The organism is Pseudomonas koreensis (assembly GCF_012986595.1).
GTDB classification, from domain to species: Bacteria; Pseudomonadota; Gammaproteobacteria; order Pseudomonadales; family Pseudomonadaceae; genus Aquipseudomonas; species Aquipseudomonas koreensis.
Genome location: NZ_JAAQYM010000002.1, coordinates 382,951 through 404,522, shown reverse-complemented (window position 1 = coordinate 404,522; position 21,572 = coordinate 382,951). Strand labels below are relative to the sequence as shown.

Annotated in this window: 20 protein-coding genes, 5 tRNA genes and 1 riboswitch; of the genes, 19 read left to right on the top strand and 6 right to left on the bottom strand. The window is 59.2% G+C overall.

Annotation, left to right across the window (positions count from 1 at the left end; all coding sequences use genetic code 11):
- Nucleotides 1–176: 176 nt before the first annotated feature.
- The 7 genes from HBN98_RS07005 (at nucleotide 177) to astE (ending at nucleotide 8,046) form a co-directional block, all read left to right on the top strand.
- Nucleotides 177–1,397 (top strand): aspartate aminotransferase family protein, encoded by a 1,221-nt coding sequence (locus HBN98_RS07005; RefSeq protein WP_083368153.1) that lies wholly within the window; start codon nucleotides 177–179, stop codon nucleotides 1,395–1,397.
- A 205-nt stretch (nucleotides 1,398–1,602) separates the two neighbouring features.
- Nucleotides 1,603–2,622 carry an arginine/ornithine succinyltransferase subunit alpha gene (aruF, locus tag HBN98_RS07000; protein WP_007951057.1) on the top strand — a complete coding sequence of 340 codons (1,020 nt, stop codon included), beginning with the start codon at nucleotides 1,603–1,605 and terminating at the stop codon, nucleotides 2,620–2,622.
- A 51-nt stretch (nucleotides 2,623–2,673) separates the two neighbouring features.
- Entirely contained in the window at nucleotides 2,674–3,699 is a 1,026-nt protein-coding gene (gene astA, locus HBN98_RS06995; protein ID WP_027612638.1) for an arginine N-succinyltransferase, read from the top strand.
- Nucleotides 3,696–5,165, top strand: coding sequence for a succinylglutamate-semialdehyde dehydrogenase (gene astD, locus HBN98_RS06990; protein ID WP_169844046.1), 1,470 nt, complete (start codon nucleotides 3,696–3,698; stop codon nucleotides 5,163–5,165). Before astA ends, astD begins: the two co-directional genes overlap by 4 nt.
- A gap of 163 nt (nucleotides 5,166–5,328) precedes the next feature.
- On the top strand, nucleotides 5,329–6,675 hold the full coding sequence (gene astB / locus HBN98_RS06985; RefSeq protein ID WP_083368155.1) for an N-succinylarginine dihydrolase: 1,347 nt from the start codon (nucleotides 5,329–5,331) through the stop codon (nucleotides 6,673–6,675).
- Between the two features lie 57 nt (nucleotides 6,676–6,732).
- Nucleotides 6,733–7,023, top strand: coding sequence for a hypothetical protein (locus HBN98_RS06980; protein ID WP_027612641.1), 291 nt, complete (start codon nucleotides 6,733–6,735; stop codon nucleotides 7,021–7,023).
- Between the two features lie 12 nt (nucleotides 7,024–7,035).
- Nucleotides 7,036–8,046 carry a succinylglutamate desuccinylase gene (astE, locus tag HBN98_RS06975; protein WP_083368156.1) on the top strand — a complete coding sequence of 337 codons (1,011 nt, stop codon included), beginning with the start codon at nucleotides 7,036–7,038 and terminating at the stop codon, nucleotides 8,044–8,046.
- Nucleotides 8,047–8,167: 121 nt separating this feature from the next.
- Here the strand turns inward: astE and HBN98_RS06970 are convergent, their stop codons facing one another.
- A complete protein-coding gene (locus tag HBN98_RS06970; RefSeq protein WP_083368157.1) occupies nucleotides 8,168–8,677 on the bottom strand; it encodes a 6,7-dimethyl-8-ribityllumazine synthase in 510 nt (169 codons plus the stop codon).
- Between the two features lie 101 nt (nucleotides 8,678–8,778).
- A riboswitch (FMN riboswitch) is annotated at nucleotides 8,779–8,950 on the bottom strand.
- A 188-nt stretch (nucleotides 8,951–9,138) separates the two neighbouring features.
- Between HBN98_RS06970 and ltaE the strand changes: the two genes are divergently transcribed.
- The 8 genes from ltaE to HBN98_RS06930 all read left to right on the top strand — a co-directional run bounded on the left by ltaE (nucleotide 9,139) and on the right by HBN98_RS06930 (nucleotide 15,250).
- Complete coding sequence (ltaE, locus tag HBN98_RS06965; protein ID WP_083368158.1) at nucleotides 9,139–10,143, top strand: low-specificity L-threonine aldolase; 1,005 nt, start codon at nucleotides 9,139–9,141, stop codon at nucleotides 10,141–10,143.
- Between the two features lie 146 nt (nucleotides 10,144–10,289).
- Nucleotides 10,290–12,908 (top strand): alanine--tRNA ligase, encoded by a 2,619-nt coding sequence (gene alaS, locus HBN98_RS06960; protein ID WP_064588775.1) that lies wholly within the window; start codon nucleotides 10,290–10,292, stop codon nucleotides 12,906–12,908.
- 90 nt (nucleotides 12,909–12,998) lie between these two features.
- Nucleotides 12,999–14,240, top strand: coding sequence for an aspartate kinase (locus HBN98_RS06955; protein WP_003227260.1), 1,242 nt, complete (start codon nucleotides 12,999–13,001; stop codon nucleotides 14,238–14,240).
- Nucleotides 14,241–14,427: 187 nt separating this feature from the next.
- Nucleotides 14,428–14,616 carry a carbon storage regulator CsrA gene (csrA, locus tag HBN98_RS06950; protein ID WP_002554426.1) on the top strand — a complete coding sequence of 63 codons (189 nt, stop codon included), beginning with the start codon at nucleotides 14,428–14,430 and terminating at the stop codon, nucleotides 14,614–14,616.
- A gap of 62 nt (nucleotides 14,617–14,678) precedes the next feature.
- Nucleotides 14,679–14,769 (top strand) — tRNA-Ser (locus HBN98_RS06945).
- 107 nt (nucleotides 14,770–14,876) lie between these two features.
- Nucleotides 14,877–14,953: transfer RNA gene (locus tag HBN98_RS06940), tRNA-Arg, on the top strand.
- Nucleotides 14,954–15,024: 71 nt separating this feature from the next.
- Nucleotides 15,025–15,101: transfer RNA gene (locus tag HBN98_RS06935), tRNA-Arg, on the top strand.
- A gap of 72 nt (nucleotides 15,102–15,173) precedes the next feature.
- Nucleotides 15,174–15,250, top strand: a tRNA-Arg gene (locus tag HBN98_RS06930).
- 19 nt (nucleotides 15,251–15,269) lie between these two features.
- Here HBN98_RS06930 and HBN98_RS06925 read toward each other — a convergent pair.
- Nucleotides 15,270–15,788 (bottom strand): cell envelope protein SmpA, encoded by a 519-nt coding sequence (locus tag HBN98_RS06925; protein ID WP_083368159.1) that lies wholly within the window; start codon nucleotides 15,786–15,788, stop codon nucleotides 15,270–15,272.
- A 321-nt stretch (nucleotides 15,789–16,109) separates the two neighbouring features.
- Between HBN98_RS06925 and mgtE the strand changes: the two genes are divergently transcribed.
- On the top strand, nucleotides 16,110–17,552 hold the full coding sequence (gene mgtE, locus HBN98_RS06920) for a magnesium transporter (RefSeq protein WP_064588773.1): 1,443 nt from the start codon (nucleotides 16,110–16,112) through the stop codon (nucleotides 17,550–17,552).
- A gap of 244 nt (nucleotides 17,553–17,796) precedes the next feature.
- On the opposite strand, the gene HBN98_RS06915 is transcribed toward mgtE, so the two are convergent.
- The gene (locus HBN98_RS06915; protein WP_003178899.1) at nucleotides 17,797–18,123 is read right to left on the bottom strand and encodes an Arc family DNA-binding protein; all 327 of its coding nucleotides are present in this window, start codon (nucleotides 18,121–18,123) and stop codon (nucleotides 17,797–17,799) included.
- A 389-nt stretch (nucleotides 18,124–18,512) separates the two neighbouring features.
- On the opposite strand from HBN98_RS06915, the gene phnN reads away from it, so the two are divergent.
- A complete protein-coding gene (gene phnN, locus HBN98_RS06910; protein ID WP_083368160.1) occupies nucleotides 18,513–19,082 on the top strand; it encodes a phosphonate metabolism protein/1,5-bisphosphokinase (PRPP-forming) PhnN in 570 nt (189 codons plus the stop codon).
- Here phnN and HBN98_RS06905 read toward each other — a convergent pair.
- Together HBN98_RS06905 and HBN98_RS06900 are read right to left on the bottom strand one after the other, a co-directional pair.
- Nucleotides 19,057–19,236: a PA3371 family protein gene (locus tag HBN98_RS06905; protein ID WP_064588771.1), complete on the bottom strand. Its 180-nt coding sequence runs from the start codon at nucleotides 19,234–19,236 to the stop codon at nucleotides 19,057–19,059. The two genes, phnN and HBN98_RS06905, sit on opposite strands and share 26 nt — an antisense overlap.
- A 20-nt stretch (nucleotides 19,237–19,256) precedes the next feature.
- Nucleotides 19,257–19,487, bottom strand: a complete 231-nt coding sequence (locus HBN98_RS06900) for a hypothetical protein (RefSeq protein WP_083368161.1) — start codon at nucleotides 19,485–19,487, stop codon at nucleotides 19,257–19,259.
- A 294-nt stretch (nucleotides 19,488–19,781) separates the two neighbouring features.
- On the opposite strand from HBN98_RS06900, the gene HBN98_RS06895 reads away from it, so the two are divergent.
- Both HBN98_RS06895 and HBN98_RS06890 read left to right on the top strand, forming a co-directional pair.
- Nucleotides 19,782–19,858: transfer RNA gene (locus HBN98_RS06895), tRNA-Arg, on the top strand.
- Nucleotides 19,859–20,024: 166 nt separating this feature from the next.
- Nucleotides 20,025–20,810: a hypothetical protein gene (locus HBN98_RS06890; protein WP_083368163.1), complete on the top strand. Its 786-nt coding sequence runs from the start codon at nucleotides 20,025–20,027 to the stop codon at nucleotides 20,808–20,810.
- On the opposite strand, the gene HBN98_RS06885 is transcribed toward HBN98_RS06890, so the two are convergent.
- Nucleotides 20,807–21,418 carry a recombinase family protein gene (locus HBN98_RS06885; protein ID WP_083368164.1) on the bottom strand — a complete coding sequence of 204 codons (612 nt, stop codon included), beginning with the start codon at nucleotides 21,416–21,418 and terminating at the stop codon, nucleotides 20,807–20,809. The genes HBN98_RS06890 and HBN98_RS06885 overlap by 4 nt on opposite strands.
- Between the last annotated feature and the right edge of the window lie 154 nt (nucleotides 21,419–21,572).

Here is a 21,572-nt window from a genome sequence, read left to right as displayed (position 1 = left end):
GCCAGTTAAACTGCGCCTTTGCGACGCTATATGTCGCATTGCCGTAAACCCGGGAAAATCCGGGGTTTGCGCTATAAGAAGTTGTCGCTTGGCGACAAGGCCGGGCTGAAAACTGTCCTTACAATCCCCCCATCGCTCGCCAGTTTCAGGCGGGTGGCCCTCATCAGGAGACTCCGATGTCCGTTGAGCACGCTGCGGTAGAACGCGCCGATTTCGACCAGGTAATGGTTCCCAACTACGCGCCTGCCGCTTTCATTCCGGTGCGTGGCGCCGGTTCCCGTGTCTGGGACCAGAGCGGCCGCGAGCTGATCGACTTCGCCGGCGGGATTGCCGTCAACGTATTGGGCCACGCGCATCCGGCGCTGGTTGGTGCACTGACCGAGCAAGCGAACAAGCTGTGGCACGTGTCCAACGTGTTCACCAACGAACCGGCCCTGCGTCTGGCGCACAAGCTGATCGACGCCACGTTCGCCGAGCGGGTGTTCTTCTGCAACTCCGGCGCTGAAGCGAACGAGGCCGCGTTCAAGCTGGCCCGTCGTGTGGCGTTCGATCGTTTCGGCAGCGAAAAATACGAGATCATCGCCGCGCTCAACAGCTTCCACGGCCGTACCCTGTTCACGGTTAACGTCGGTGGCCAGTCGAAGTACTCCGACGGTTTCGGTCCGAAAATCACCGGTATCACCCACGTTCCTTACAACGACCTGGCGGCGCTGAAAGCGGCCGTTTCCGACAAGACCTGTGCGGTCGTGCTGGAACCGATCCAGGGTGAGGGCGGCGTGCTGCCGGCCGAACTGGCTTACCTGCAAGGTGCCCGTGAACTGTGCGACGCGCACAACGCGTTGCTGGTGTTCGACGAAGTGCAAACCGGCATGGGCCGCACTGGCCACCTGTTCGCCTACCAGCATTACGGCGTGACCCCGGACATCCTGACCAGCGCCAAGAGCCTGGGCGGCGGTTTCCCGATCGCGGCCATGCTGACCACCGAAGCACTGGCCAAGCATCTGGTCGTCGGCACCCACGGCACCACTTACGGCGGCAACCCGCTGGCGTGCGCGGTGGCTGGAGCGGTGATCGACGTGATCAACACCCCTGAGGTGCTGAACGGCGTCAACGCCAAGCACGACAAGTTCAAGACCCGCCTGCAGCAGATCGGCGAGAAATTCGGCCTGTTCACTCAGGTGCGCGGTCTCGGTCTGTTGATCGGTTGCGTGCTGAGCGAAGCCTGGAAAGGCAAGGCCAAGGACATCTTCAACGCTGCTGAAAAAGAAGGCCTGATGATTCTGCAGGCTGGCCCGGACGTGATCCGTTTCGCCCCGAGCCTGGTGGTGGAAGATGCCGATATTGATGCCGGTCTGGACCGCTTCGAACGCGCAGCTGCTGCACTGACGCAAGTCTGATAGATCCTTCGACGCCCGAGCTTTTCGGGCGTCGAACCCAATTTTTGATACCGGGCGAGTTCCATTGTGGGAGCGAGCCTGCTCGCGAAGAGGGCGTGTCAGTCAACATTTTTGCTGACAGATAGACCGCTTTCGCGAGCAGGCTCGCTCCCACAGTATCCGGTGTTTTTTTCAGTAAATTTTTATAAGAGAAAGGAGTGACACCATGCTGGTGATGCGCCCTGCGCAAATGGCTGATCTGGGCGAGGTACAGCGTCTGGCTGCGGACAGTCCGATTGGTGTCACTTCCTTGCCGGATGACGTGGAACGTCTGAGCGACAAGATCGCCGCAAGCGAAGCCTCGTTTGCCGCCGAAGTGAGCTTCAATGGCGAGGAGAGCTACTTCTTCGTCCTTGAAGACACCGCCACCGGCAAACTGGTCGGTTGCTCGGCCATCGTTGCCTCGGCCGGTTATTCGGAGCCGTTCTACAGCTTCCGCAACGAGACCTTCGTCCACGCGTCCCGCGAGCTGAAGATCCACAACAAGATCCACGTGCTTTCGCAGTGCCACGACCTGACCGGCAACAGCTTGCTGACCAGTTTCTACGTGCAGCGCGAGTTGGTGGGTTCGCCGTGGTCCGAGCTCAACTCCCGTGGCCGTCTGCTGTTCGTCGCCAGCCACCCGGAGCGTTTCGCTGATTCGGTGGTAACCGAGATCGTCGGCTACAGCGACGAGAATGGCGACTCGCCGTTCTGGGACGCCATCGGCCGCAACTTCTTCGACCTCAACTACGCCGAGGCCGAGCGCCTGTGTGGGCTGAAGAGCCGCACGTTCCTTGCCGAACTGATGCCGCATTACCCGATCTACGTGCCGCTGCTGCCGGATTCCGCTCAAGAAGCGATGGGCCAGGTGCACCCGCGTGCGCAGATCACCTTCGACATCCTGATGCGCGAAGGCTTCGAGACCGATCACTACATCGATATTTTCGACGGCGGCCCGACCCTGCATGCACGTGTTTCGGGGATCCGTTCGATCGCCCAGAGCCGTGTGGTGCCGGTGAAGATCGGCGAGCCGGTCAAAGGCGCCGGGCGCCAGTATCTGGTGGCCAACGCGCAGTTGCAGGACTACCGCGCGGTGTTGCTGGAGCTGGATTACGCGCCGGGTAAACCGGTGACCCTGGATCTGGAAGCAGCCGAAGCCCTGGGCGTCGGCGAAGGTGCCAGCGTGCGCCTGGTGGCGGTTTAACGCCTTAGCGAGTTTCACGGGTGGCGAAGGCGGCCCGTTTGAGGAGATAGCATGATTGTTCGTCCCGTACGCAGCAGCGATTTATCCGCGCTGATCGACCTGGCCCGCAGCACCGGCACCGGCCTGACCACGTTGCCGGCCAACGAAGAACGCCTGACCCATCGGGTCGGCTGGGCCGAGAAGACCTTTCGCGGCGAAGCCGGCCGTGGCGATGCGGACTACCTGTTCGTGCTCGAAGACGACAACGGTCGCGTGGTGGGGATTTCCGCCATTGCCGGCGCGGTCGGTCTGCGTGAGCCGTGGTACAACTTCCGCGTCGGCCTGACCGTCAGCGCCTCGCAGGAGCTGAACATCTATCGCGAGATCCCGACGCTGTTCCTCGCCAACGACCTGACCGGCAACTCCGAGCTGTGCTCGCTGTTCCTGCACGCCGATTACCGCACCGGCCTCAACGGTCGCATGCTGTCCAAGGCGCGGATGCTGTTCATCGCCGAGTTCCCTGAGCTGTTCGGCAACAAGATCATCGCCGAGATGCGCGGTGTGTCCGATGAAGCCGGCCGCTCGCCGTTCTGGGAAAGCCTGGGCCGGCACTTCTTCAAGATGGAATTCAGCCAGGCCGATTACCTGACCGGGGTTGGCAACAAGGCGTTCATCGCCGAACTGATGCCGAAATTCCCGCTGTACACCTGCTTCCTGTCGCCGGATGCGCGCAACGTCATCGGTCAGGTGCACCCGGACACCGAGCCGGCGCTGGCGATGCTCAAGAGCGAAGGTTTCAGCTATCAGGGCTACGTCGACATCTTCGACGCCGGCCCCGCCATCGAATGCGAAACCAGCAAGATCCGCGCGGTGCGTGACAGCGAAGCGCTGGTGCTGGCGATCGGTACGCCGGGCGACGACGCCACGCCGTTCATCATCCATAACCGCAAGCGCGAAGATTGCCGCATCACTGCTGCCCCGGCCCGTCTGGCCGCTGGCACGCTGGTGGTCGATCCACTGACCGCCAAACGTCTTCAACTCAACGCGGGCGATCAAGTGCGCGCCGTGGCGTTGTCTGCTGCTCGGGAGTCGAAATAATGAATTCGCTATACATCGCAGGTGAATGGCTGGCCGGTCAGGGCGAAGCCTTCCAGTCGCTGAACCCGGTGACCCAGCAAGTGCTGTGGTCAGGGGAGGGCGCTACTGCCGCTCAGGTCGAGTCCGCCGTGCAGGCTGCGCGTCAGGCGTTCCCGGGTTGGGCGCGTCGCACGCTGGAAGAGCGCATCAGCGTTCTCGAGGCGTTTGCCGCTGCGTTGAAAAACCACAGCGACGAACTGGCCCGCACCATCGGTGAGGAAACCGGCAAGCCACTGTGGGAAGCCGCGACCGAAGTCACCAGCATGGTCAACAAGATCGCGATTTCGGTGCAGAGCTACCGCGAACGTACCGGCGAGAAGAGCGGCCCGCTGGGCGACGCCACCGCCGTGCTGCGCCACAAACCCCACGGCGTGGTCGCGGTATTCGGTCCTTACAACTTCCCCGGCCACCTGCCGAACGGGCACATCGTGCCGGCGCTGCTGGCCGGTAACAGCGTGCTGTTCAAACCCAGCGAGCTGACGCCGAAAGTCGCCGAGCTGACGGTCAAGTGCTGGATCGAAGCCGGTCTGCCGGCTGGCGTGTTGAACCTGCTGCAAGGCGCGCGCGAAACCGGTATCGCCCTGGCGGCAAACCCGGGCATCGACGGCCTGTTTTTCACCGGTTCGAGCCGCACTGGCAATCACCTGCATCAGCAGTTCGCCGGGCGTCCGGACAAGATCCTCGCGCTGGAAATGGGCGGCAACAACCCGCTGGTGGTCGATCAGGTGGCTGATCTGGACGCCGCGGTGTACACGATCATTCAATCGGCCTTCATCTCCGCCGGTCAGCGCTGCACTTGCGCCCGTCGTCTGCTGGTGCCGCAAGGCGCGTGGGGCGACAGCCTGCTCAAGCGTCTGGTTGAAGTCAGCTCGACCATTGAGGTCGGTGCGTTTGATCAACAGCCGGCGCCGTTCATGGGTTCGGTGATTTCCCTTGGCGCGGCGAAAGCGCTGATGGATGCCCAGGCCGATCTGTTGGCCAATGGCGCCGTGTCGCTGCTGGCGATGACTCAGCCGCAAGCTCAGTCGGCGCTGCTGACTCCGGGCATTGTTGATGTGACCGCAGTGGCTGAGCGCCCGGACGAAGAACTGTTCGGCCCGTTGCTGCAAGTGATCCGCTACGCCGATTTTGCGGCGGCAATCGCTGAAGCCAACGACACCGCTTACGGCTTGGCCGCCGGTCTGCTGTCGGATTCCGAAGCGCGCTACCAGCAGTTCTGGCTGGAAAGCCGCGCCGGGATCGTCAACTGGAACAAACAGCTGACGGGTGCAGCGAGCAGCGCGCCGTTCGGCGGTGTCGGCGCTTCGGGCAACCATCGCGCCAGCGCCTATTACGCGGCGGATTATTGCGCGTACCCGGTGGCCTCGCTGGAAACGCCGAGCCTGGTGTTGCCGGCGGCTCTGACACCTGGCGTGAAGATGGTGTAACGGCCATCGCGAGCAGGCTCACTCCTACAGGAATTGTGTCGCACACAACATCTGTGTTCACCGCTAAACCTGTAGGAGTGAGCCTGCTCGCGATAGCCGCGACGCGGTCTGACTGAATTGTTACTTGAAGCCTATAACAACAGATTCTCGTGGAGCCTCGCTGATGAAATCCTATGAAGTCAATTTTGACGGTCTAGTGGGGCCGACCCATAACTACGGTGGTCTGTCCTACGGCAACGTTGCGTCCCAGAGCAACAGCCAGCAGTCTTCGAACCCGAAGGAAGCGGCGCTGCAAGGTCTGGCGAAGATGAAAGCGCTGATGGAAATGGGCTTTCAGCAAGGCGTGCTGGCGCCACAGGAACGTCCGGACGTGGCCGCTTTGCGCCGTCTGGGTTTCAGCGGCACCGACGCGCAAGTGATCGAGCGCGCCGCCAAGGAAGCGATGCCGTTGCTGGTTGCCAGTTGCTCGGCGTCGAGCATGTGGGTAGCCAACGCTGCCACCGTCAGCCCGAGTGCCGACACCGCTGACGGTCGCGTGCATTTCACCGCCGCCAACCTCAACTGCAAATACCACCGCAGCATCGAGCACCCGACCACCAGCCGCGTGCTCGGCGCGATGTTCGCTGATCAGCAGCACTTCGCTCACCACGCCGCCTTGCCGGCGGTGGCGCAGTTCGGCGACGAAGGCGCGGCCAACCACACGCGTTTCTGCCGTGAGTATGGCGAGGCCGGTGTCGAGTTCTTCGTGTTCGGTCGCAGTGCGTTCGACACCCGTTACCCGGCGCCGCAGAAATACCCGGCGCGCCAGACCCTGGAAGCGTCGCAAGCGGTGGCGCGTCTGCACGGTCTGCGTGACGAGGGCGTGGTTTACGCTCAGCAGAACCCGGCGGTGATCGATCAGGGCGTGTTCCACAACGACGTGATCGCGGTGGGTAACGGCGAGGTGCTGTTCTATCACGAGGACGCGTTCCTCGACACCGAGCAGATGCTCGCCGAGCTGCAGGGCAAGCTGGCCAAGGTCGGCGGCAAGTTCCAGGCGATCTGCGTACCGCGTTCGGCGGTCACCGTCGACGACGCCGTACGTTCCTACCTGTTCAACAGCCAGTTGCTGTCGCGGCCTGACGGGGCGATGCTGTTGATCGTGCCGGAAGAGTGCCGTGGCAACGAGCGTGTGTGGGCTTATCTGCAAAGTCTGACCAGCTCCGGCGGCCTGATCCGCGAAGTGAAAGTCTTCGACCTCAAGCAAAGCATGCAGAACGGCGGTGGCCCGGCGTGCCTGCGACTGCGCGTCGCGCTCAACGAAACCGAGCTGGCGGCGGTCAACCCAGGGGTTATCATGACCGCGCCGTTGTACGGTTCGTTGACCGCATGGGTTGAAAAGCACTACCGCGACCGCCTGAGCGAAAGCGATCTGGCGGACCCGCAGTTGCTGCTTGAATGCCGGACGGCACTGGATGAACTGACGCAAATCCTTAAACTGGGCGCGGTTTATCCATTCCAGATCAATTGATGGCCGGCGCTGCGCCTGAGCGCGCCGCGCGGCTTGTCTCACCAAGAGAGTAAAAACATGAGCGATTCCCTGCAGCTGATCCTTGAAGACACCGACGGCACGCAACTGCAAACCTCGTGCACCCGCGTCGCGGTCATGTGGCAAGGCAAAGAGCTGTGGATCCAGCAGGACGGCCGCGGCCAGCTGCTGATCGGCGTGGACGTCGAGGAGGGTGACGAAGAGTACGCCAACCTGCTGCTGCGCCCATTGGCAACTAATCTGGTAAGCCTGCAACTGGAAATGGAACCGGCTGACGTCGGCGACGACGAAGACCACGTGCACGGCCCGGATTGCAACCACGACCACTAAGGAAACCGCTATATGCTCGCCCTCGGCAAACTGCTTGAACTGACCCTCGCCGGCCGCGAACCGGCGGAGAAGACTCAACTGACTGTCGAAGGCGTGCGCATGCGCTGGTTGAGCGACGGTGCGCTGGAAGTCCGGCCACCCGAAGCGCGTGACAATGGCCTGGACCTGCTGCTGTCGGCAGGTATCCACGGCAATGAAACAGCGCCGATCGAATTGCTGGATCGGCTGCTGCATGACATCGCTCGCGGCGATCTGAAACCGCGTGCACGCATTCTGTTCCTGTTCGGCAACCCGGAAGCGATTCGCAAGGGCGAACGCTTCGTCGAGCAGGACGTCAATCGGCTTTTCAACGGCCGTCATGAACAAACCAGCGGTTCTGAAGCCATACGCGCCTGTGAGCTGGAACGCCTGGCGGCGAGCTTCTTCAGCCTGCCGGACCGTCAGCGCCTGCACTACGACCTGCACACGGCGATTCGTGGCTCGAAGATCGAGCAATTCGCCCTGTATCCGTGGAAGGAAGGTCGCCAGCATTCGCGCCGCGAACTGGCACGCCTGCGTGCTGCCGGTATGGAAGCGGTGCTGCTGCAGAACAAGCCGTCAATCGTGTTCAGCGCCTACACCTACGACAAGCTCGGTGCTGAGGCCTTTACGCTGGAACTGGGCAAGGCGCGGCCGTTCGGGCAGAACGAAGGAGTGGATGTTTCACTTCTGGAAACCCGTCTGAAGCAGATCATCGAAGGCAATGAGCCGGACCTGGCCGAAGAAGGCCTGGACGGTTTGCAGCTGTTCAGCGTCGCGCGGGAGATCATCAAGCACAGCGATGCCTTCCGCCTGAACCTGCCGGCGGACATCGAGAACTTTTCTGAATTGGATGTGGGTTATCTGCTGGCCGAAGATCTGGCCAACACCCGCTGGGTCATCGAGGAAGAGGGCGCGCGGATCATTTTCCCTAATCCTAAGGTCAAGAACGGCTTGCGCGCCGGCATCCTGATCGTGCCTGCCACCGACGAAAATCTCGCCTGAGATCGACACCTATCAATGTAGGAGTGAGCCTGCTCGCGATCGCAATGTGTCAGTCGCCAACGTGGTCGACTGACACTCCGCTATCGCGAGCAGGCTCACTCCCACAGGTTTGGTTTCGTGATCAGACCGCTACCGCGTGCGGCTCGGGGCGGCGCAGTGCGCGAACCTTGCGCAGCGTATCTGCGCAAGTCCGTGCCGCTTCCTGGCCCTTGTGCACAAAGTGCTCGAAGAAGAACTTCTGATGTTCTTCACCGGCGTGGAAGTGATGCGGGGTCAGCGACACCGAGAACACTGGCACTTCGGTTTCCAGTTGCACCTGCATCAGGCCGCTGACCACTGACTGGGCGACGAACTCGTGACGGTAGATGCCGCCGTCCACGACCAAAGCAGCCGCAACGATGCCGGCATAACGGCCGGTCTTGGCCAGCAACTTGGCGTGCAGGGGCATTTCAAAGGCGCCGCCGACTTCGAAGAAATCGATGTCCGATTCCTGATAACCCTGAGCCAGCATTTCGGCGACGAAGCCTTTACGGCTCTGGTCGACGATTTCCTTGTGCCAGCAGGCCTGAATGAACGCTACGCGCTCGCCGTGAGGGTGTTTGGTTTTGCTGTCGATAGCGGTGGGTTGCATGTTCTGACTCCTGTTTGTGTGAAAAACAGGGCGTTATGAATCGAATGGGATTCAAGGGTACGCACGAGCACACAAGCGCGCGGGCGGCCCTCTGGCGTCAATCCCGTTCTCTCTTCATCCGGACTATGACCGTCGGCCCCGGAATCACACCGGGTCTGCTGACCTTGCCGCCGTGCACCGCAAATGCCGTGTCCGTCGCCAAGCGCTCGCGGGCTATGCGCATTGCGCGCAATTACCGCCGGTGGGGAATTACACCCCGCCCTGAGAACGTGTTTGCCGCCCTTTGTCGGGCGGCGCAGCGTTTTTAACACATATTTTCCAGCCCTGCACAGAACCTGTGGGAGCTTGTTCTCAAGAGGTAACCTGACCTTTTCGCGCACAAGGGTTGATTAATCGGCGCGATGACCGCAGTAATTCACCTTCGTAAAGGGATTTCCCCTGCTGACTTTGAGGCCAGGTTCATGAGCGTTATCGATCTTCGCAGCGACACCGTTACCCAACCGACTCCCGCCATGCTCGATGCCATGACTGGCGCTGCCACCGGTGATGACGTGTATGGCGAAGATCCGACGGTCAATCGTCTGGAAGCGGAACTGGCTAAGCGTCTGGGTTTTGCGGCGGCGTTGTTCGTGCCCACCGGCACCATGAGCAACCTGCTGGGCCTGATGGCGCATTGCGAGCGCGGTGACGAATACATCGTCGGCCAGCAGGCGCACACCTACAAGTACGAGGGCGGGGGCGCAGCAGTGCTCGGCTCGATTCAGCCGCAGCCGCTGGAAGTGCAGGCCGATGGCTCGCTGGATCTGGATCAGGTGGCGGCGGCGATCAAGCCGGACGATTTCCACTTCGCCCGTACGCGTCTGCTGGCGCTGGAGAACACCATGCAAGGCAAGGTGCTGCCGCTGGACTACCTGGCCCGGGCACGCCAGTTCACCCGGGACCACGGTCTGGCCCTGCACCTGGACGGCGCGCGCCTGTACAACGCGGCGGTCAAACTGGGCGTGGATGCCCGCGACATCACCCAGCACTTTGATTCGGTCTCGGTGTGCCTGTCCAAAGGGCTTGGCGCGCCAGTCGGTTCGGTGCTGTGTGGCACTGAGCAACTGATCGGCAAGGCCCGTCGTCTGCGCAAAATGGTTGGCGGCGGCATGCGTCAGGCCGGGTTGCTGGCGGCAGCGGGGCTGTACGCGCTGGATCACCATGTCGAGCGCCTGGCGGATGACCATGCCAACGCCCAGTTTCTGGCGGAAGGCTTGCGCGAGGCCGGGTTCAGTGTCGAGCCGGTGCAGACCAACATGGTTTACGTGCAGATGGGCGACAAGGCTGAAGCGCTCAAGGCGTTTGCCGCCGAGCGCGGGATCAAGTTGAGCGCCGCGGCGCGCCTGCGGATGGTCACGCACATGGACGTCAATCGCTCGCAAATCGAGCAAGTGGTGGCGACATTCGTCGAGTTTTCGCGCAAGTGACAGCGTTAGCCGTCCAATTGACCGTTACTATCGTATAAACACGCTGTACCCCGCGCGAAGGGCCGATATAATGCGGCCCTTTGCCGTCGTTTCGTCTGTTGACGTTTCGTACAGGCCTTTGGCCGCAGCCTCCGTGGAAGAACCTAATGAAAAGCGCAGAAATCCGTGAAGCCTTCCTTCGCTTCTTCGAAGAGCAAGGCCACACCCGTGTAGCCTCCAGCTCTTTGATTCCGGGCAACGACCCAACCCTGCTGTTCACCAACGCGGGGATGAACCAGTTCAAGGACTGCTTCCTGGGCCAGGAAAAGCGCGCGTACACCCGCGCAACCAGCAGCCAGAAGTGCGTACGTGCCGGTGGCAAGAACAGCGACCTGGAAAACGTCGGTTATACCGCTCGTCACCACACCTTCTTCGAAATGCTCGGTAACTTCAGCTTCGGTGACTATTTCAAGCACGACGCGATTACCTTTGCCTGGACTTTCCTGACCGGCGTTCTGAAACTGCCGAAGGAAAAACTCTGGGTCACCGTCTACGCGTCCGACGACGAAGCGTATGACATCTGGACCAAGCAAATCGGCGTACCGGTCGAGCGCATGATCCGCATCGGCGACAACAAAGGCGCGCCTTACGCCTCCGACAACTTCTGGACCATGGGCGATACCGGTCCGTGCGGCCCATGCACCGAGATTTTCTACGATCACGGCGACCACATCTGGGGCGGCCCACCGGGTTCGCCGGAAGAAGACGGCGACCGTTACATCGAGATCTGGAACAACGTGTTCATGCAGTTCAACCGCACCGCCGATGGCGTGTTGCATCCGTTGCCAGCGCCGTCGGTGGACACCGGCATGGGCCTGGAGCGGATCAGTGCGGTGATGCAGCACGTCAATTCCAACTACGACATCGACCTGTTCAAGAACCTGCTGAAGGCCTCGGCTGAAGCGATCGGTTGCGAAAACGGCGATCAGTCGTCGCTGAAAGTGGTGTCCGACCACATCCGTTCGTGCGGTTTCCTGATCGCCGACGGCGTGCTGCCGTCCAACGAAGGTCGCGGCTACGTGCTGCGCCGGATCATTCGTCGCGCCTGCCGTCACGGCAACAAACTGGGCGCCACCGGCAGCTTCTTCTACAAGATCGTGGCTGCGCTGGTCGCCGAGATGGGCGAAGCCTTCCCGGAACTGAAGAAGCAGCAGAGCAACATCGAGCGCGTGCTCAAGGCCGAAGAAGAGCAGTTCTCCAAAACCCTGGAGCACGGCCTGAAGATCCTCGAGCAGGATCTGCTGGAACTCAAAGGCACCGTGGTGCCGGGCGACGTGGTGTTCAAGCTCTACGACACCTACGGTTTCCCGATGGACCTGACCGCCGACATCGCGCGTGAGCGCGGCCTGACCGTCGACGAAGTCGGCTTCGAGCGTGAAATGGAAGCCCAGCGTGTTCGTGCGCGTTCGGCCAGCTCGTTCGGTCTGGACTACAACACGCTGGTCAAGGTTGACGTGGCCACCGAGTTCACCGGCTACAAGGACACCAGCGGTTCGGCAAAGATTGTTGCTATCTATAAAGATGGCCAGTCGGTCGACGTCTTGAATGAAGGCGAAGAGGCGGTGATCGTTCTGAATCAGACGCCGTTCTACGCTGAATCCGGCGGCCAGATCGGCGACTGCGGTTTCCTCCAGGCTGGCAGCGCGCGTTTCGACGTTCGCGACACCACCAAGACCGGCGGCGCATTCCTGCACCACGGTGTGCTGGATTCGGGCAGCCTTACCATTGGCGCGCCAGTGGAAACCCACGTCGATGCCGACGTGCGTCACGCGACGTCGTTGAACCACTCGGCGACTCACTTGCTGCACGCTGCGCTGCGTCAGGTCCTGGGCGAGCACGTGCAACAGAAAGGTTCGTTGGTGGATAGCCAGCGTCTGCGCTTCGACTTCAGCCACTTCGAAGCGATCAAGCCAGAGCAAATCAAGGCGCTGGAAGACATCGTCAACGCCGAGATCCGCAAGAACTCCGCGGTTGAAACCGAAGAAACCGACATCGAAACCGCCAAGCAGAAAGGCGCCATGGCGCTGTTCGGCGAGAAGTACGGCGACAATGTGCGCGTGCTGAGCATGGGCGGCGATTTCTCCGTCGAGCTGTGCGGCGGTATCCACGCCAACCGTACCGGCGACATCGGCCTGCTGAAAATCATCAGCGAAGGCGGTGTGGCATCGGGCGTGCGTCGTATCGAGGCAGTCACCGGTGCTGCGGCACTGGCCTACTTGAACGCCGCTGAAGAACAACTCAAGGAAGCGGCCAACCTGGTCAAGGGCAGCCGCGACAACCTGATCGACAAGCTGTCGGCCGTGCTGGAGCGCAACCGCGCGCTGGAAAAGCAGCTCGAGCAGTTGCAAGCCAAGGCTGCCAGCGCCGCGGGCGACGATCTGTCGAACTCGGCAGTCGACGTCAAAGGCGTGAAGGTTCTGGCCGCACGTCTGGATGGTCAGGACGGCAAGGCGCTGCTGGCGCTGGTCGATCAGCTGAAAAACAAACTCGGCCGCGCAGTGATCCTGCTCGGCAGTGTCCATGAGGAAAAGGTCGTACTGGTTGCAGGTGTAACCAAGGACCTGACTGGCCAACTCAAAGCCGGTGATTTGATGAAACAGGCTGCTGCGGCAGTGGGCGGTAAGGGCGGTGGTCGTCCGGACATGGCGCAGGGCGGCGGTGTTGACGCCGGCGCACTGGATGGCGCACTGGCGCTGACCGTTCCATTCGTCGAGCAGGGTTTATAAGACGGCCCGTCGGGTCCGCAGTCTAGTGGCGGGCCCGGCGGCTGTTCGAGTGATTATTGGGCGCCCTTCATGGGCAGAGGCGGCTTTGAAATGGCTTTGATCGTACAGAAATTTGGAGGCACCTCGGTCGGCACTGTCGAGAGAATCGAGCAGGTCGCCGACAAGGTTAAGAAATTCCGCGATGCCGGCGATGACCTGGTGGTTGTGCTGTCTGCAATGAGCGGCGAAACCAACCGTCTGATCGATCTGGCCAAGCAAATCAGTGGCGACGCGCAACCGGTTCCCCGTGAACTGGACGTGATCGTTTCCACCGGTGAGCAGGTGACGATTGCCTTGTTGGCCATGGCGCTGATCAAGCGTGGTGTGCCGGCGGTGTCGTACACCGGTAATCAGGTGCGGATCCTGACGGACAGTGCGCACAATAAAGCGCGTATCTTGCAGATTGATGACCAGAAGATTCGCGGTGATCTGAAAGCAGGTCGCGTGGTGGTGGTCGCCGGTTTCCAGGGCGTCGACGAGCACGGCAACATCACCACCCTCGGTCGTGGCGGTTCCGACACCACGGGCGTGGCACTGGCGGCTGCATTGAAGGCTGATGAGTGTCAGATCTACACCGACGTCGATGGTGTCTACACCACTGACCCGCGTGTGGTGCCGGTCGCTCAGCGTCTGGATAAGATCACCTTCGAAGAGATGCTGGAAATGGCCAGCCTCGGTTCCAAGGTGCTGCAGATCCGTGCGGTGGAATTCGCCGGCAAGTACAACGTTCCGCTGCGCGTACTGCACAGCTTCAAGGAGGGTCCGGGCACCCTCATTACTATTGATGAAGAGGAAACCATGGAACAGCCGATCATTTCCGGCATCGCTTTCAACCGCGATGAAGCCAAGCTGACCATCCGTGGCGTGCCAGACACCCCGGGCGTGGCGTTCAAGATTCTCGGCCCGATCAGTGCCGCGAACATCGAAGTCGACATGATCGTGCAGAACGTCGCGCACGATAACACCACCGACTTCACCTTCACCGTGCACCGCAACGACTACCAGGCTGCACAGACCGTGCTGGAAAACACCGCTCGCGAGATCGGTGCCCGGGAAGTGGTGGGTGACACCAAGATTGCCAAGGTCTCGATCGTCGGCGTCGGCATGCGTTCCCACGCAGGCGTGGCCAGCCGCATGTTCGAATCCCTGGCAAAAGAAAGCATCAACATCCAGATGATCTCGACTTCGGAAATCAAGGTTTCCGTGGTGATCGAAGAGAAGTATCTGGAACTGGCCGTGCGCGCCCTGCACACGGCTTTCGAACTGGACGCGCCTGCCCGTCAGGGCGAGTAATCCGGTCACTTGAAGGGCGCGGTCTGACCGCGCCCTTTATTTTTGAATGGCGCGAGCCCCTGAACTGTTCTTTTGCTCGTGCTGGTCAATACTCAGGCATGTAGGGCTACGATCGCTCCGGTTGTAGGTCGGGTGCCTTTTTTTTGCAGACTGTTGTCCCTGAAATGAAATGCGTGAGGAGAAAGGTATGCTGATTCTGACTCGTCGGTGCGCAGAAAGCCTGATTATCGGTGATGGCGAAATCACCGTGACCGTGCTCGGCGTTAAAGGAAACCAAGTGCGTATCGGCGTCAACGCCCCGAAAGAGGTAGCCGTGCACCGTGAGGAAATTTACCTGCGTATAAAGAAAGAGAAGGACGAAGAACCAAGCCATTAATTTTTATCGATTTTTATGTTTGCAAACGGGGAAGAAGGTGGTTAATATACGCCCCGTGTTGCGGAGAGCTGGCCGAGTGGCCGAAGGCGCTCCCCTGCTAAGGGAGTACACCTCAAAAGGGTGTCGGGGGTTCGAATCCCCCGTTCTCCGCCATTATTTGCTTAGTACGTTGTAATCTGGCTTTTTCTGTAAGTTGTTGAATTTATTAGAAAAAGTGGTTGGCATAGAGATTAGACGGGCTATAATGCGGCGCAACAAATGCACTCGTAGCTCAGCTGGATAGAGTACTCGGCTACGAACCGAGCGGTCACAGGTTCGAATCCTGTCGAGTGCACCATTTAAGAGAAGCTTGCAGCAGTGCAAGTGACTCGGCTTCAACCAGTTGTGGTCTGGGTTAAAAACACAAATGCACTCGTAGCTCAGCTGGATAGAGTACTCGGCTACGAACCGAGCGGTCACAGGTTCGAATCCTGTCGAGTGCACCATTTAAGAGTTAGTTGCAGCAATGCAGGTGACTTGGCTTCATCCAGTTGTGGTCTGGTCTAAAAACACAAAATGCACTCGTAGCTCAGCTGGATAGAGTACTCGGCTACGAACCGAGCGGTCACAGGTTCGAATCCTGTCGAGTGCACCATATACTGAAAAGCCCGCGTTTATCGCGGGCTTTTTTTTGTCTGCGATTTGGCTTTTCCTTTCACGCATCCTTTCTCATCAAAATCGACTTGAGCACTGCGGCCTCGTTTCAGGTCGTACCGATAGCTCGTTGTCGATGCGCGGATATTTACCTTGTCCGGTTTGCCGAGCGCGCTTTCGACATCCTGCTGGCTCATGCCGGCAATCACCCGTTGATTGATGACCGCTGCACGGCGCTGCCTGGCATCGATCAAGTTCCCGCATTTGTCCTCCTTGCGGCCAACTATGCCCGGTTCACGTCCCCTGATTGTCATACCGGATATTTCTTCGTGGTTGTGTTCCGGCATGATCGGCACCACGGATCCGGGTGAGTAAGGCTGAACGTGCTGCACTGAAAGCTGTTCATCATTCGCACAGCTCAGGCTGGTGAAAGTGATGCGGCCGTCGGGCGCCTGGCAGCGGTGCAGGGTGGTAGCGGCCTCGGCGTACGGCAGGCAGAGCAGGGTGGCGAGTACAAAACGGGATGTTCCAGAACGCATTCGACGTCCTCCATGACGGTCTACGCTCAAGGGTAGTCGCTACATTTTTGCTCGCCGGTGTGTTTTCTTTTCAGAATGAGTCGTCGCATTTGCAAGGATCAGGACAGTGCTCAGGTTTGTTTCGCAAGCGCTTGTTTCGGCCGAGATTTTTTAACGTTTAAAACCGTCAGGCGGTGTATCATTGCGCCCGTCAGCCCCGCCGGGGCTTATGGAAAACCTCCATGGACTTACCCAGTAGTTATTCAGTAACCCGTTTCACCAATCATGAATTGACTGATTGATCCTTCCGGCGTGCCCCGCTGCTGGGAGTGGAGTTCGCCTATGTCCGAAATCGAAGTAAAGAAAACACAGGAAAGCCTGCAGGATCGCCTGGCTCAGGTCGTTGAGCTGCTGCAGCGCCAAAAGGTCGTCGAAGACCTGACTCATCGCCAGGAAGGCGCGCATCACGACCGGGTCGAGAACCTGGTTCACCGGCAGAACCTTGTCGAGCTGCAACGCAAACTCGATGATCTGCACTCCGCCGACGTTGCCTACATCCTTGAAGCCCTGCCGCTGGACGACCGTCTGACGCTCTGGCAACTGGTCAAGGCTGATCGCGACGGCGACATTCTTCTGGAAGTATCCGATTCCGTTCGGGAAACGCTGATCGCCGACATGGACGATCACGAGCTCCTGGCTGCCGCCAAGGACATGGATGCCGACGAACTTGCTGACCTGGCCTCCGAGCTGCCGCGAGACGTCGTCCATGAGCTGATGGAGACCCTTGACCAGCAGCAACGCGAGCGCGTGCGTTCGGCCTTGTCCTATGACGAGGAGCAGGTCGGTGCGCTGATGGACTTCGAGATGGTGACCATCCGCGAGGACGTCAGTCTCGAAGTGGTTCTGCGTTATCTGCGTCGTCTCAAAGAGCTGCCGGGCCACACCGACAAGCTGTTCGTGGTCGATTACGACGGCGTGCTCAAGGGCGTGCTGCCGATCAAGCGTTTGCTGGTCAACGATCCGGAAAAACAGGTTTCTGAAGTCATGGCCAGCGATCCGGTGAGTTTTCACCCGGACGAAGACGCCTATGACGCTGCTCAAGCGTTTGAACGTTACGACTTGATCTCGGCCCCGGTGGTCGACAAGAACGGCAAGCTGATCGGCCGTCTGACCATCGACGAAATGGTCGACCTGATTCGTGAGGAGAGCGAAAACGAAGTCCTCAACATGGCCGGTCTGCGTGAAGAGGAGGATATCTTCGCCTCGGTCTGGAAATCCCTGCGCAACCGTTGGGCATGGCTGGCGATCAATTTGATCACCGCATTTGTCGCATCGCGGGTGATCGGTCTGTTCGAAGGCTCGATCGAGAAGCTGGTGGCGCTCGCCGCGCTGATGCCGATTGTGGCGGGTATCGGCGGTAACTCCGGTAACCAGACGATCACCATGATCGTGCGCGCCATGGCGCTCGATCAGGTCAGTACCGGCAACACCTCGCGCCTGATGCGCAAGGAACTGGCGGTGGGGTTGATCAACGGTCTGGTCTGGGGTGGGGTGATCGGCGTGGTCGCTTACTTGCTCTACGGCAGTTGGTCGCTGGGCGTGGTGATGACGGCGGCGATGACCCTCAACCTGTTGCTCGCGGCGTTGATGGGGGTGCTGATTCCGATGACGCTGGCGAAGATGGGGCGCGATCCGGCGATGGGTGCCAGCGTGATGATCACGGCCATGACCGACAGCGGCGGCTTCTTCATCTTCCTGGGGCTGGCGACGATCTTCCTGCTCTAACCGGCTGCAAAGAAAAGGCCCGCCAATATGGCGGGCTTTTTTGTGCCTGTTGATGGGTGATTAGTAACCTGTGGCGAGGGGATTTATCCCCGATGGACTGCGCGGCAGTCCTTCTTTTTAGGGCCGCTTCGCAGCCCATCGGGGATAAATCCCCTCACCACGAATGTATGCCTGACGGCTAACGCGTCAAATCGCAAGCAAAAAAAAGCCAGCACTTATGCTGGCTTGAGATGTTCGGTGTAGCTCAGGACGCGTCTGCGGCCATCTCGGCGTCGTGAGCGATCAGCGACACCAGGGCGTTCTGTTGGCGGTGAGACAGCTGACGGAAGCGTTGCAGCAGCTCACGTTCGTGCAGCGACAGCTCCGGGCTGTCCAGGCGCATGCTCAACTCTTCGCCCAGTGCGCCTTCCTGAATAAGACTCTGCTCAAGGCGCGCAATGATCTCGGAGTTCATGCTGCGATGATGATTGCGAGCCACCTCGGCAATGCGTTCACGCATTCCGTCTGGCAGACGTACGACAAACTTGTCAGCCGTACGGCTGGAATAAATTGCCTGTTTCAATGGGCGCATATATTTAACCGGTTAGTTCAGGGGAGCGGTTCTCGGGATTGGCCGCAGGATGTGTGGTAGGACAAGCATCCGCGCCAAATGGTTCAACCTGAATTGTTATGAGGCCCGCATCATGCCTCAAAATTGCCAGATCATTGGCGTCAATTCTGTGACAAATATTGAGCTGGGTAAAGGCGTAATGCCAGCACCAATTGTCAGAAATGCGGACTGGTTTGAAAACTTGGCCCAGGCCCGCATCAATGTCCGCTTCCTGGTACACATCAGTTGATGTCCGAAGACCTCAGAACGTGCATGCTATGCGGCTTTCAATCCTTGTTCCTTACCTGTACAGGATAGTGGCAATTTGCCGATTTACTAGGGGCAAACACCCGTAGGAGGGCGTTTTCAGGATGGATGGCAGGCTTATTTATCTGATAGGGCCTTCCGGTTCAGGCAAGGACACCCTGATCGAGGCTGCGCGTGCGCCATTGCGCGCGATGAACTGCGAAATCATCCGCCGGGTCATCACCCGTTCAGCGGAATCGGTGGGCGAGGATGCCATCGGTGTCACGCCCGAGGAGTTCGAGCAACGTCAGCGTGCCGGCGATTTTGCCTTGGCCTGGAAGGCCAATGGCCTCGCTTACGGCATCCCCATGGAAATGGACGAGTGGTTGCACGCCGGACGGCATGTGCTGGTGAATGGTTCGCGCGCCAATCTGCGCCAGGCGCTGGAACGCTACCCGACGCTGTTGCCGGTTCTGTTGACGGTCAAGGATGAAGTGTTGCGTGAGCGCCTGCTCAAGCGTGGTCGAGAGACGCCTGAACAGATCGACGCGAGGTTGGCGCGCAACGGAATGTTCAAGGACCGCAGGTCCAGCGATGGTCCCGTGCACCTGATCGACAACTCGGGCGCCCTTACGGACGCCGTCAATCAACTGCTGGCGTTGGTCCGGCTTAACGCAGTACCGGATCGAACTTGATTTTGCGCCCGGCTACCAGCGCCAGCACAAACAACACCGCAAACACGCCGCAGCCAACCAGAGGCAGGGTGACTTCGGTTTCCTCGAACAGCGAAAAATGCACAACGCCACTCAATAAGGCGAGGATCAGAAATCCTGCGGCTGATTTGGACATGCTGTACTCCTGAAGATATTTCAAAAAACCAGACGTTCGCTAGCGCGCGTCGGCAAGGCTTGCTCAGGCTCGCTGACCGCCTGTGCAGCGAAGTCGCTGTGACCGCTCAGCACCGCCCACTGCGGTGCTTTCTGCACTTGCAGGTAATGCGGCATGCGCTGAGCCACCGGTTCAGCACTCTCGGGGGCAAAGTGAAAGCCCACCAAAACCGCCAGAGCGATTGCGTTTGCGAGCAGGAGAGTGCTGTTCATGAGGCGGACTCCGTTTGTTCTGTTATGGGAACAGACAAAGCAGCCGTCGTGCCAACAGTCTAACCGCTGTGAAGTCCTTTAAAAACAAGCATTTGGAAGGGTTTTTCCTAGCCGGCGGGTTGCAATCTGCAATGATGGCTTTTTGGGGGAGTGCAAATTGCACGGTAAATGTTCCCGCAGCATTGCAAGGCGCCTGCCTACACTTAAAAAGCCCACGGACGACATGACAAATCAAGGGCTGGCCGTTAACATGCACGCCGTCCGTCGCGCCGCTTACGGCCGCGACAACTCAGTGTCTCAGTAGCTCAATTGGATAGAGCATCCCCCTCCTAAGGGGAAGGTTGGCAGTTCGAACCTGCCCTGGGACACCATATAATTCAAGGCTATTGGCCGTTTTAGACTATTGCCATTAGTTGTCATGGGTGCAGGATGGGTGCACTAAACACTTTTTCCTCGAAGTGAACCCGAGCTAAAAATGAGCGAGTAGGCTCCCTGGCAGCTATATCGTACGGCTGCTCAATGGATTGAGAGAGCGAGATGCAGGAATTTCTTAGCACCAATTGGCTGTCGATGATTTCTATCGTTATCGGTGTTTTTGTTGCCTACGTTTTTTATCGGTTGCAAAAGAAGGATTCTGCGTCAGCGTCTGCCGAGCGGAAGAAACACGCTAATTCTGAACTCATTGATGTGGTTGAAAGCTACATTATCAATAAGCAGGAAATTTCCAGCAGCGTGATCGACAACCTGATAGATGCATCTGAGCGCTTTCATTCAGTTGTCCTGCGACCGAATTGCACCGCAATCGCATTACTTCAGGACGTGGCGTTAAGGCTGCAGAGAAGTAGGCACCTCGACATACCGCAAAAATCCGAATACTCCGTACAAATCGACTCGCTGATCCGAGAGGTCAAAGTGGAGATGACACCTCTCACGTGGGAAGCGATGACGTCTCAAGCCAAGGCCATTATTGAGGAAGTGATTTGCTTGGTTCCGGAGGAAAGGCGGCCATCCGTTGCGGAGAAACTGGGGATCCTGGCCTCTCTCAGTAAGCTTGTGAGTAGTCACGGCGAGCTTTTTAAGCTTGATAGTGAGAATTCAAGGTTAAGCTGGATTACTGCCGCGCTGGCGGGCGTAACTTCTGCTCTAGCCGCATCAGCTATCGGCAAAAAGATTTTTTCAACGTTCGAGGAGCCTACGTTTTTTATCGTAGCTAAGCCTGGCACTACTATTGTCTGGATTTCGGTAATGCTCGTTCTCGGAGCGATCACCGTTTATTTTCTTCGCGACAAGAGAAAAGCTGACTCGTCAAAGGTTGAAAATTAGAGGTTGTCTCGAATGCGCAAGACTGTGGTGGTGGAGCAGGTTGCGTGCCTTGCCGTTGCTCTGACGCCTAGGCCTGCCTTCAGCAGCTCCTTCACTCGTTTGTGCAAATCCTCATCTACCGGCCTCCCCTGATACTTGCCCTCGGCTTTCGCCTTCTCGATACCTTGGGCCTGGCGTTCGCGGCGCTGCTCGTAATCCTTGCGTGCGATTGCGGCCATCATCTCAACCAGCATCGAATTGATTGCACCCAGCATCCGCCCGGTGAACTCGTCGCCCTTAGTGTCCTGCATCCCCTGGTGACTCGTTGGTAGATCGAGCGCGACGATGCGCAAGCCTTTGGAGTCGATCGCCGACTTCAGCTTCTGCCAGTCCTCCACGGGAAGACGCGAGAGGCGGTCTATCGACTCCACCAACAGGACATCACCCTTTCGCGCATCTTTGAGCAGGCGCAGCAGCTCAGGCCGATCTGCCGAGGCGCCGCTGGCGTTCTCCAGGTAAACACTCGCGATCACTTTGTTGTGGTCAGTGGCGAATTGCTCGAGCGATGACCGGGCGCGGCCGGCGTCCTGCTCTTCGGTGGATGCTCGGAGATATGCGCGGATGAACATAATGTGCTGTCCGTATCAGTTAAGGTGTTCTACTAATACTGTTGCACTTTGAGTGTTACTTATCAAGCGGGGAGGGCGAATAAACCCGAATTCGTGCGTATCAGCTCAGGCATACCCTAGTGGAATTTTCTTGATGTCATTATGATCTCAAGCT

Coding starts and splice junctions, on each gene's coding strand:
- HBN98_RS07005 (WP_083368153.1), top strand. CDS start 177: ATGTCCGTTGAGCACGCTGCGGTAGAACGCGCCGATTTCGACCAGGTA.
- aruF (WP_007951057.1), top strand. CDS start 1,603: ATGCTGGTGATGCGCCCTGCGCAAATGGCTGATCTGGGCGAGGTACAG.
- astA (WP_027612638.1), top strand. CDS start 2,674: ATGATTGTTCGTCCCGTACGCAGCAGCGATTTATCCGCGCTGATCGAC.
- astB (WP_083368155.1), top strand. CDS start 5,329: ATGAAATCCTATGAAGTCAATTTTGACGGTCTAGTGGGGCCGACCCAT.
- HBN98_RS06980 (WP_027612641.1), top strand. CDS start 6,733: ATGAGCGATTCCCTGCAGCTGATCCTTGAAGACACCGACGGCACGCAA.
- astE (WP_083368156.1), top strand. CDS start 7,036: ATGCTCGCCCTCGGCAAACTGCTTGAACTGACCCTCGCCGGCCGCGAA.
- HBN98_RS06970 (WP_083368157.1), bottom strand. CDS start 8,677: ATGCAACCCACCGCTATCGACAGCAAAACCAAACACCCTCACGGCGAG.
- ltaE (WP_083368158.1), top strand. CDS start 9,139: ATGAGCGTTATCGATCTTCGCAGCGACACCGTTACCCAACCGACTCCC.
- alaS (WP_064588775.1), top strand. CDS start 10,290: ATGAAAAGCGCAGAAATCCGTGAAGCCTTCCTTCGCTTCTTCGAAGAG.
- HBN98_RS06955 (WP_003227260.1), top strand. CDS start 12,999: ATGGCTTTGATCGTACAGAAATTTGGAGGCACCTCGGTCGGCACTGTC.
- csrA (WP_002554426.1), top strand. CDS start 14,428: ATGCTGATTCTGACTCGTCGGTGCGCAGAAAGCCTGATTATCGGTGAT.
- HBN98_RS06925 (WP_083368159.1), bottom strand. CDS start 15,788: ATGCGTTCTGGAACATCCCGTTTTGTACTCGCCACCCTGCTCTGCCTG.
- mgtE (WP_064588773.1), top strand. CDS start 16,110: ATGTCCGAAATCGAAGTAAAGAAAACACAGGAAAGCCTGCAGGATCGC.
- HBN98_RS06915 (WP_003178899.1), bottom strand. CDS start 18,123: ATGCGCCCATTGAAACAGGCAATTTATTCCAGCCGTACGGCTGACAAG.
- phnN (WP_083368160.1), top strand. CDS start 18,513: ATGGATGGCAGGCTTATTTATCTGATAGGGCCTTCCGGTTCAGGCAAG.
- HBN98_RS06905 (WP_064588771.1), bottom strand. CDS start 19,236: ATGTCCAAATCAGCCGCAGGATTTCTGATCCTCGCCTTATTGAGTGGC.
- HBN98_RS06900 (WP_083368161.1), bottom strand. CDS start 19,487: ATGAACAGCACTCTCCTGCTCGCAAACGCAATCGCTCTGGCGGTTTTG.
- HBN98_RS06890 (WP_083368163.1), top strand. CDS start 20,025: ATGCAGGAATTTCTTAGCACCAATTGGCTGTCGATGATTTCTATCGTT.
- HBN98_RS06885 (WP_083368164.1), bottom strand. CDS start 21,418: ATGTTCATCCGCGCATATCTCCGAGCATCCACCGAAGAGCAGGACGCC.